The organism is Bacteroides sp. (genome assembly GCF_030151085.1).
In the GTDB taxonomy this organism is placed as follows: Bacteria; Bacteroidota; Bacteroidia; order Bacteroidales; family Bacteroidaceae; genus Bacteroides.
In genome coordinates, this window is record NZ_JASLER010000052.1 from 1 (window position 1) to 8,835 (window position 8,835).

The window sequence follows — 8,835 nt, forward strand, 5'->3', positions numbered from 1 at the left end:
AAAAGCCGATTGTCCGGCTTCGAATCCGATAAATCCGGGAAGTACAGAGCCGTCTACCTGACCGCAGATTCCTTTGATACAACGGTTACCCACTTCATTTGCAGGAGCCACCATGATATCGCAAGTAGAAGTTCCGATAATACGTGTAAGTACCCCAGGTGCTACTGATGCTCCTACCGCCCCCATATGTGCGTCCAATGCTCCTACAGCTACTACAATTCCTTCTGGCAATCCCAGTTTATTTGCCCATTCTTTTGTGAGAGTGCCTGCCTTAGTATCGCTGGTATATGTCTCCGTGAAAAGATGTGGTAACATTGCACTTAGAGCCGGATTAAGTTCCGAAAGAACTTCGCCATCAGGAAGACCCCAACGAGAGTGCCACATAGCTTTATGGCCTGCAGCACAACGGCTTCGAAGAATCTTTTCGGGTACAGTGTTGCCTGTTACTAATCCGGTCATCCAATCGCAATGCTCTACCCATGCATACGCTGCATTCTTTATATCGACGTTTGTGTTGATAACGTGTAAAACCTTGGACCATACCCATTCTGAAGAATAAGTGCCACCTTCATAGAGTAAATAGTCGAGGTTACGTTCTTTGATTAATGCATTGATTTGTTCAGCTTCATAAACAGCTGTATGATCTTTCCATAGAATAAACATAGCATCCGGATCTTCTGAAAACTCCGGGCATAATGCCAGTGGCATGCCACTGCAATCAGTCAGTGCAGGAGTACTACCGGTAGTATCAAAACATAATCCGCAAATAGAGGCTTTCTCTTCTTTTGTTAACTGGGACAAAGCAGTATGTACGGCTTCCGTCATAGATTCAATATAGTCCAACGGATGTTGACGATAACGATTGCTGTGTACATCACAATAAAGACCGGCTTTCCAGCGGGGGTAAAAACTTACCCCCGTAGCCATTTCTTGTCCATTACGTGCGTCTACTACCAATGCACGGCAAGAATCTGTACCAAAATCAAGACCGAGAACGTATTTCTTATCTGATTCCATAGATTCTTTATTTGATTGATAATTCTTGTTTTCTAGCAACGAAATATCCATAATAAGCAATCACTGCAAAGGCAAAAGCCGGAACAATATAAGCTGCCATGATACTACCGGTTTGATCGGAAACGATACCTTGAATTTGAGTCAGAACAGCTGCTCCAGCAATAGCCATCACCATACCCGAACCACCGATCTTGGTATCTTCTCCCAATCCTGTAAGTCCGAATCCGTAAATGGTGGGGAACATCAATGACATACAACCGGAAATACCCATCAAACAATAAACTCCGAAACTACCTTTACCGAACATAGCACCTAAACAGCACATTACGGCAAGAAGGGCAAGACCTATCAAGAGTTTATAAGCTTTCACATATTTCATCATTCCTGTACATGCAAATCGCATCAATACAAAGAGGATAAGTGACATGATATAATAAGTTGCAGCTGCTTGCTCCGATGTACGTGGTAACAAATCGTTTAATCCAAGCCATTCGCAACCATTGTAGAATGCAGCAGCTACCGGTTCGACATTACGCAACGCATTAACAACTGCATCCGGAGAAGCCGAATCGCCTAATGCTGCTAATACACCGTCGAAATTCAATTGTACCATGGCATAACGGATAACGAATGACCATACAGCAATTTGTGCACCGATGTTGAAGAACTGCGCAACCACACCCCATACGTAATTCTTATTTTTCTTCAGACGACGTAAAGTTGCACCAAATTCAATCTTTTCACCACTCTCACGGAGATTCGGCATCTTGGTAAATCGTATAGCGAGTAAGAGAACCACCATCACTAGTCCGAGCACAACATACGCTGTAGTTACAGCATTTAGTTCTTGTCCTTGGATAGCCGCTAATTCATTAGCTGGAAGTTGACTACGCTCTGAAGCAGTCATCATATTCAATTGCGAAAGAATGAAAATTTGACTGATCACCACTCCGGTAATTGCTCCAAATGGATTGAATGCCTGCGATAAATTCAAGCGACGTGTAGCCGTACTTTCAGGACCAATTGCCAAAACATAAGAGTTTGTAGAAGTCTCTAATACAGAGAGTCCGGCAAAAAGAACAAAGATCGCCAACAAATACATAGAGAAGCTGAACTCAACGTTTATTTCCGAACAAAGCATTGCCGGATAGAATAATAAGGCTCCAAATGCATATAAACCAAGTCCTAGCATTACCCCCGATTTATAGGTGTATTTTTTGATAAACAAAGCTCCGGGAACAGCACAACAACCATAGCCCAATAAATAGCACACTACTTGTATCCATGCCGTTTTCGAATCACTCATGCTCATGATGCGCTTAAATGCAGCAAGCATCGTATCCGTAAGATTGTTCGGCACTGCCCAAGCAAAAAACAGCGTAGTGAGCAGAATGAATGGAAAGAGTATTCCCTTTGGTATTATTCTATTTGATTCCATGTGATTTTTCATATTATGTAGTTAACCTATTGAAATTTCGTTTTAATCACATTTAAGTCTGCTCCGAATAACTTCTGTACGATTGGAGCCAATTGTTCATCTTTGCCTTGTATATGGATTACCTTCTGTGTATGAGTCAACGATGCACCCGGTGCAAGTTCAGCACCCGGAGAAGAAGTTTCAATTTCATAGAATGGACCCATAATGGAACCATCTTCTACCGGACCGTCATTATAAGAGTTGATTGCATCTCCTGCAAACGGATCTTCCTGTGGTCCCCACTGACCGTTCACGTAGACTGATGGAGTTTCGGGAAGGCTACACTGCAAGATGGTAAGTACACCTTTCGATGAATCATAACTTCCGCATAGTTCGGTTGCCCGTGAAGCAGGTAATCCTAATTTGGAACGATAAAGTCCATCAATCTTGAAGTAGATAATACCGTTTTCTTTTATCAATCTGTCAGCAGGAATCTTACCGAAATATTCATCATTCACAATGGTTCCTTCTGCATTTTGGTTATAAGGGATGAATACAGTAGTGGTCGGCGTAGGATTGAAGCAACCGAGCATCCATACAGATACAAGCCCGCCCTCTTTTGTCCAAGCTTTATCACCTGTATTTGTAATCTTGTTGTCACTCTTATACGCCACAATTTTCATATCTTCTGAAAGTTGAATATCAAAGTTAGTAGCAACCTCGTCAGTATTCATTAACGATACGGTACGGTCTATATTCATATCAAAATTAGTACCGGAAGCATTCGTCAGGCGAGTGTCTTTCACAAAACGGATACTATTGTTATTTTGTGACTTAATATCAAAAGCTTCCGTATCAAGAACAGCAGGAACTACCCAATTGTCGTACACCTGTTCTTGCCCTTCCTTAAAGTAGAGTGAGAACGGACCGCCTTCGGGACCTAACCAAAAGCGTTCTTCACCTCCTACCGGATTGAATTGTGAACTGACTTTTCCGTCACGTATGAAACGATAATTGATCCAACCGTAGCTGTCGCCTCCGTTACCGTCAGCAGAAGTAGTCATCACTCGTCCCTGCCATGCCGGAACGATCATTACTTTTGAGTTTCCATCAGCAGACACCAATTCAGTATATTCAATGCCATTTTCTTTCAAAAACTGGGCATCATAAGCATAACTTCCCATCTTTATTTCTTTTTGTCCGCCGCATGATACAAGTATGGTGGTTGCACCTACCAGCAGAGTGTTTTTCAGTTTGGTTGATTTTAACATAATGCTTTGCGTATTTATTTATAGAGAGGTCCATAATTATTGCAAGCTCTGTAGTCACTACCCTCCATGTCTTCGCCGAAAGCAGACCATGCACTGGGGCGGAAAATATTTTCCTCAGAAACATTGTGCATGCATACCGGAATGCGAAGCATAGAAGCCAGCGTAATCAAGTCCGCACCTGTATGTCCGTAACCTATAGCTCCATGGTTGGCACCCCAATGGTTCATTACGGTATATACATCACGGAAGTAACCCTTACCGGTTAAGCGCGGGGCAAAGAAAGTAGAAGGCCAGGTGCGGTCTGTACGTTCATTGATGGCTTTGAATACATCTTCATCCAGATTAACTGCCCAACCTTCAGCAATCTGAAGCACAGGGCCCTGACCTTTGATAAGATTTAAGCGGCACATCGTCACAGGCATTTCACCGCGTGTGAGGAATTGAGAAGAATAACCACCGCCACGCATATAATCGCGAGATGCCGGATGCCATTTAGTAGCTGCAAGACTGGCTTCAACTTCTTCTTCTGATATTTCCCAGAAAGGCTTCATAACCGGTTTGCCGTCACGCTGCATGCAGCCTGTTCCGTCCAATGTACAAGAACCTGAATTGATAAGATGAATGAAACCGTTCGCTGCTTTACCTTCCAGTTTTTTACCGGTAACGCGTTCTACTGCCGCAGGACTCCAATAAGTACGTACATCAGCAAATATCTGAGCTGTATTGGTTAATAAGTGCCCCAAGAGCATGGAAGCGCAATTCAAAGTGTCGTTTTCTGTAGCAAATGTAAATGCTTCACGGATGCCGTTCCAGTCGAAAGAAGTATTCAGAATAGCTTCTGAGAAGTCACCATCCGGTTTATAGTCAGTCCACTGGCGTTGTCCTTGGAATCCTGCTGCAATAGCATTGTGTCCCATTGCTTCTTCTTTGAAGCCCATTTCTGCCAATTTAGGATTACCAATCATCATATCACGGAAGATAAGAGTCATCTTTACTACATATTCCCAACGGGCATCTTTCTCTTCACGTGAATATACCAGGTGCTCCGGATTGTAGTCGGTACCTTCATTGCTCTTGCAATATTTTTCCGTCCATGCCATGGCGCGTTCAAATTCCTCGTGGTCATAAATGCCCAACTGAACACGGCGTTCTATTTCGCTGGCATCTACATATTCATTACGCATGCCTAGATATTCCTGAAAGAAATCCGGATTGGGAATAGATCCTGCAATACCCATAGAAACGCTACCTATTGAAAGATAAGATTTGCCTTTCATGGTGGCAACTGCCAGTCCTGCACGGGCAAAACGTAACAACTTCTCTTGTACATCTGCCGGTATTTCTGTATTGCTTACCTCTTGTACATCACGTCCGTAGATTCCAAATGCGGGTAATCCTTTTTGTGTGTGTCCCGCTAAAGCAGAAGCCAGATATACGGCTCCCGGACGCTCTGTTCCGTTAAAGCCCCAAATCGCTTTTGGCATTTCGCCATCCATATCAATGGTTTCAAATCCATAGCACCAGCAAGGAGTTACAGACAATACTACACCCACACCGCTAGTGCGGAATTTCTCAGCTGCCATAGCTGCTTCGGCCACCCCACCGATAGTCGTATCTGCAATGACACATTCCACAGGTGTTCCGTCACTATGACGCAGCATTGAAGAATAAAGTTCTGCTACTTTATGTGCCATAGTCATTGTCATGTCTTCCAGTGATTCACGGATACCTCCGCGACGACCGTCGATAATAGGACGGATACCTATTTTAGGCTTTCCACCAATTAGTCTTGAATTTTTCATGGTTAAAACTGATTTATATGAATTAATATTTTAAATTAACTAAAACGATTAAGCAATCTTTGAAAAAAAATGCTCCCCTTAAGGAGTCATTTTAATAAATTCTCCATCGGCAAGTACAGATTGCACTGTATTTCCATTGGCGATGTTATCTATCAGAATACCAAGAGCTTTCTGAACTAAAACGTCTATAGGTTGCTGAACGTAGGAGATGGGTACACTAAGGAAGTCAAAGACAGGATTACCATCAAAGCCTGCCAAACCTATTTTATTGATTACTTCCTGTCCCATATCTTTTATAGCATATAGACAAGCTAGTGATATCATATTTGTTCCAAAGAGGAAAGCATCCACACCGGTATCCACCATTTTGGGTAATAAGCGGTCAGCTGATTTTCGAGGGGAATCTTGTTTCAAATAAGTAATATTGATCAGGCGTTTCTTGCCGGCATCTTCCATTGCTTTCTTATAGCCGCGAATACGTTCCTTCATGTGAATTAAATTAAGATCGTATGCCACCATGCAAGGAGCATTATAGCCGCTTTCTAACAGATATTTGGTTGCGATATTGGCTGCATTGAAGTTATTTAAAGCTACATAGCTGACATTGATTTCGGGAAAGTAACGGTCGAATAAAACAATGGAGATATTGTTTTTCGCAAGTGCCGCAATGGATTTCTCGGAATTCTCACAAGGTACAATTATCAGACCATCCACACCTTTATTAATAAGGTTGCTCACGACACGATCCATTTTCTCTGTATCTTCGTCCGAACTTCCAAAAAGTACGGTATAGCCTCGTTTGGCTGCTTCGTCTTCCAGCACCCGGGCCAATTGAGAAAAGAAAGGATTGGATATGTCGGATACCACTAGTCCGATGGTCTTTGTTTTACCGCTGCGCAGACTTTTAGCCGCAAGGTTGGGCTGATAGTTCATTTCCTGTGCAATCTTCTGGATACGCTGGGCGGTTTCTTCACCCACACGGTATTCTTTCTTCTTGCCATTTAACACGAATGAAACCAATGCTGTTGAAACTCCTGCGGCTTCAGCAATATCTTTTAGCGATATTTTCTTTAGTGACGACATATATAAGGTATAACGTTTTTGCTATATATTAGTATTGTTCTTTCAGGTTACTTATTGAAATAGTAGCACTTATCGTATTATCACGATGCAAATATAAACATAAAAATTAAATCTGCAAATTATTTTGCTAATTCGTTATAACAATTTTATCTTTGCGGCATGAAATCGTATTGAAAGCGACGTAAACTACCATAAATAACACATAAAAAACAATTTTAAACTCTTAAGATCATGAAAACCAAGATTCTATTTACACTTTTACTTTTTGTAGCAGGAATACATTACTGCAATGGACAGACAAACTTGCAAATCGCTCCGGAAACTTTAGCAACTCCCGAAAGGAATGGAATATGGCTGCAACCTGCCCAAAACACAAAAGCACAACCTGTTTGGGGATTTGCAGACGGTATTCAGATAGGGATTGCTCCTTTGAGTGGTCCTCGTGGACTGATCCGTATATATACACCTTATTTAAAACATGAAAAATTCGTTGTGACTAACTTTATAGCTTTTGAGCCGGTAGATAAAGCAAAAAATAGCAGAGGACTATCTGAATTGGAATGGAGCCAGTTGGATAATGTACGTGGCAAACGTTTTTGGAGCAGCAATACTACTGAATCTCCTTCATTCCCAGATCAATATTATCCTGCACAGGGCGTAGTAGCTCATGAAAATGGAGTTGAAACCTTGACTGTTTATTTCTTCTGTGAAACGTTTGAAAATGGTGCAGACGTTTATGTACGGATTAAATTCACGGAAGGAAAGCCTTATGAATTTGAGTTGACATCCTATACCACTAATGATTCCGATCAGCTAAATCGTTTTATTCTCACAGCTACGATGGGGAATAAAGCACGTCTCAGAACATTGCACCTTGCAAATGGAAAGACAAAAGAAGCTGGTTTATTATGGTCCGATTATAAAGACTCTAACTTTACGCCGCATGATCATACTTCTTTATCTGAAATGATAAAGGATAAAGAGGACGGTGCGTGGTTCATAGCCTCTCCTGATGAAGAAAATCCTGAAGAAGCCGTTTATGCTGATGACACAGATACTCATTGGAAATATGAAGGTAAGAAGGCAACACAATATTGGTATTGTCCCAAGCCAAGTAACGAATTAGAAGGAGTAGTAAACGGGCGATATACATATTGGGCCAGCAAATCTCCTATTCCCGGCGGCATAGCCTATGAGAATTTTGAATTGACTGAGCCTTTCCGTTGCGGACAAAGCTATATTTTCGGTATTACACCGCTTTCGCCTCAAGAGCTGATAAATGAAGTTATTCAATAAGGTATATATAATACCCAACTTTAAACTTTAGGTAAACTAATAACTCATGTTACGCAAATCATTTGGTTAGACCGAAAGCCTTATAAGGTCGTAACATGAGATATTAATAGGAAACTTCCTTAATACTTATCAGAAACTTGCTTTGCTTAGATATAAAAATTATCTCGGCTATAGACAAAACTATAACCGAAACTTTTGATTATATAACCGAAGCTTTTGGTTTTATAATCAAAAGTTCTGATTATAAGATTAAAGCTTCTGATTAAAGTTTGTAGTCTGGGCAAGGCAACTTATATCTCTATGCAAAATAAGTTTTCTCTTTATGTGAAGCAAGTTTTATATTAATATCTAATAAATTAGAAATCTATTGGCTCTAACTTCTAAAAGATTTCTCCTTGTGTGACATCGGTAAGTAATTATCGGTAAAAATAGACATTTATAAAGTAGTAGAAATATTGACTGTATTTCTACTACTTTTCTTTTTATATCATTATTCTTTATTTTATTACTCCTATTAAATTACTGTTTAATCTGCTTTGGTTATTGTATAGCCGAGGATAAAGCTATGTGGCACTCTCGTTGGGGTCTTCCTGATGGCGAAGTTCTTTCGGAACTTAATCCAAAGTTAGGGGAGATGCATTCGCATTTATTTACTCAAACCAGTACCAGTGATACTAAAGCAGGTACACTTACAAGCGAATGGGCAATGAAACTTGGCCTATCAGAAGGTATCGCAGTAGCTGTAGGCGCATTGGATGCGCACATGGGCGCTGTCGGAGCTTCGGTAGCACCTGGGGTACTTACGCGCATTATCGGAACTTCTACTTGCGATATCATGGTGGCTCCTGCAAATGAAGTGGGTAACCGTTGTATCAAAGGAATCTGCGGTCAGGTAGACGGCTCTGTACTTCCCGGATTTATCGGATTCGAAGCCGGACAATCGGCTTTT

6 protein-coding genes and 1 pseudogene are annotated in these 8,835 nt (G+C 41.3%); 2 read left to right on the forward strand and 5 right to left on the reverse strand.

The annotated features are described in order from the left end of the window. The 5 genes from Q1W14_RS09990 to Q1W14_RS10010 form a co-directional block, all read right to left on the reverse strand. A partial coding sequence (locus Q1W14_RS09990; protein ID WP_300701244.1) for a ribulokinase occupies positions 1 to 1,017 on the reverse strand: 1,017 nt, incomplete at its 3' end. A 7-nt stretch (positions 1,018 to 1,024) separates the two neighbouring features. Then, positions 1,025 to 2,455: an L-fucose:H+ symporter permease gene (fucP, locus tag Q1W14_RS09995; protein ID WP_300701246.1), complete on the reverse strand. Its 1,431-nt coding sequence runs from the start codon at positions 2,453 to 2,455 to the stop codon at positions 1,025 to 1,027. A gap of 26 nt (positions 2,456 to 2,481) precedes the next feature. After that, the gene (locus tag Q1W14_RS10000; RefSeq protein ID WP_300701247.1) at positions 2,482 to 3,705 is read right to left on the reverse strand and encodes a DUF6786 family protein; all 1,224 of its coding nucleotides are present in this window, start codon (positions 3,703 to 3,705) and stop codon (positions 2,482 to 2,484) included. A gap of 14 nt (positions 3,706 to 3,719) precedes the next feature. Next, a complete protein-coding gene (locus Q1W14_RS10005) occupies positions 3,720 to 5,507 on the reverse strand; it encodes an L-fucose isomerase (protein WP_300701248.1) in 1,788 nt (595 codons plus the stop codon). 78 nt (positions 5,508 to 5,585) lie between these two features. Then, positions 5,586 to 6,590, reverse strand: coding sequence for a LacI family DNA-binding transcriptional regulator (locus Q1W14_RS10010; protein ID WP_300701250.1), 1,005 nt, complete (start codon positions 6,588 to 6,590; stop codon positions 5,586 to 5,588). Between the two features lie 231 nt (positions 6,591 to 6,821). Between Q1W14_RS10010 and Q1W14_RS10015 the strand changes: the two genes are divergently transcribed. Next, a complete protein-coding gene (locus Q1W14_RS10015) occupies positions 6,822 to 7,886 on the forward strand; it encodes a hypothetical protein (protein ID WP_300701252.1) in 1,065 nt (354 codons plus the stop codon). Positions 7,887 to 8,451: 565 nt separating this feature from the next. Next, positions 8,452 to 8,835, forward strand: a pseudogene (locus Q1W14_RS10020) (ribulokinase); the annotation flags it as partial.